The following is a 1433-nucleotide window of genomic DNA, read 5'->3' on the forward strand; positions in this document are numbered from 1 at the left end:
CCCTGCTGCTGCCGCTACGAATGCCGTGCCCGGCCGACGCGGGCGGACACCGGGGCCGGACCCTGGCGGGCGTGCCGGGCCATCAGCTCCGCGTCGCTGCTCCCTGCACACGCGGAGATGGACCCGACGACGGCCTCATGCGCGAGTCCCGCGCGATCTGCTCCCCGCACACGCGGGAATGGACCCAGTCCATGGTGGCCACCGATACACCACCACAACCGACCGGACCCCCCAAAGTGCGCGATCAACCACCGGCACCGCCTCGGCGTTCACGGATGCTCTACTGGCCGGCAGGCGCAGCGATGACCACCCGGAGACCGCGCCCACGCAGACGGCAGCCCCACCCCACCCTGACCCGAGGAACCTGCTCTGTCCCGAGGAAGGGGTGCGGCCGAAACCAAGGCCCCACACCCCCACCCCGCACACCACCAGCCACCCCGCCCCCGCACAAACACCCACAACCCGAGAAACGAAGCAGGGGAAAAACCCCTTGTCAGGCCGCGTAACGGTCGAACGTCGAACCCCGCCGCGGACCCGCCACCACATCAAGCTCCGGATCAACCGCAAGCATCGCCTGATGCAAACGCTGCAACGGCGGCGACGGCTCCACACCCAACTCCTCAATCAACCGCGCCCGCAACCTACGATACACATCAAGAGCAGACGCCTGCCGCCCCGACCTATACAACGACAACATCGCCTGCGCATGCAAACCCTCATGCTGCGGATGACGCGCAATCAAATCAACAAGCTCAGCAATCAACTCAGCATGCCGACCCAACCGCAAATCCGCATCAATCCGCCGCTCCACCGTCACCAACCGCGACTCCTCCAAACGCATCACCTCAATCTCCATAATCGGACCCAACCGCACATCCACCAAAGCAGGCCCCTGCCACAACGCCAACGCCTGCCGAAACAAACGCGCAGCCCGCTCATCCTCCCCCCGATCAAAAGCCTCCTGCCCCTCCCCCACCAACCTCTCATACGCAAAAACATCCACCGACTCCGGCGGCACCTGCAACAAATAACCCCCATGCCGCGTAGCCAACACACTCTTCGCCCGATCCCCCGACCCCGGACCCAACGCACTACCCAAACAACGACGCAACTGCATAATATACGTCTGCAACGTCGTCATCGCACTCGGCGGCAACTCCGCCCGCCACACCTCCTCCATCAACATCGAAACCGGCAACACCCGCCCCGGATACAACGCCAACAAAGCAAACACCTGACGCGGCTTCCCCGCCGACGGAACAACCGACCCCCCATTCACCACAGCACCCAACGGACCCAAAACCTGAATCTCCATCAAACCCTCCATCCACAAACCCACACCACACAACCCACAACCACCCAGCAAACACCCCACAACTTGGCCACCACCACACCAACGACTTGGCGCCCACTTGGCGACCACACACCAAGCA

Annotated in this window: 1 protein-coding gene; it reads right to left on the bottom strand. The window is 63.8% G+C overall.

Annotated elements, in window-relative coordinates; translation table 11 throughout:
* Nucleotides 1-493: 493 nt before the first annotated feature.
* A complete protein-coding gene (locus I003_RS0129450; RefSeq protein ID WP_027774709.1) occupies nucleotides 494-1315 on the bottom strand; it encodes an AfsR/SARP family transcriptional regulator in 822 nt (273 codons plus the stop codon).
* Between the last annotated feature and the right edge of the window lie 118 nt (nucleotides 1316-1433).

Source organism: Streptomyces sp. CNQ329 (assembly GCF_000482585.1).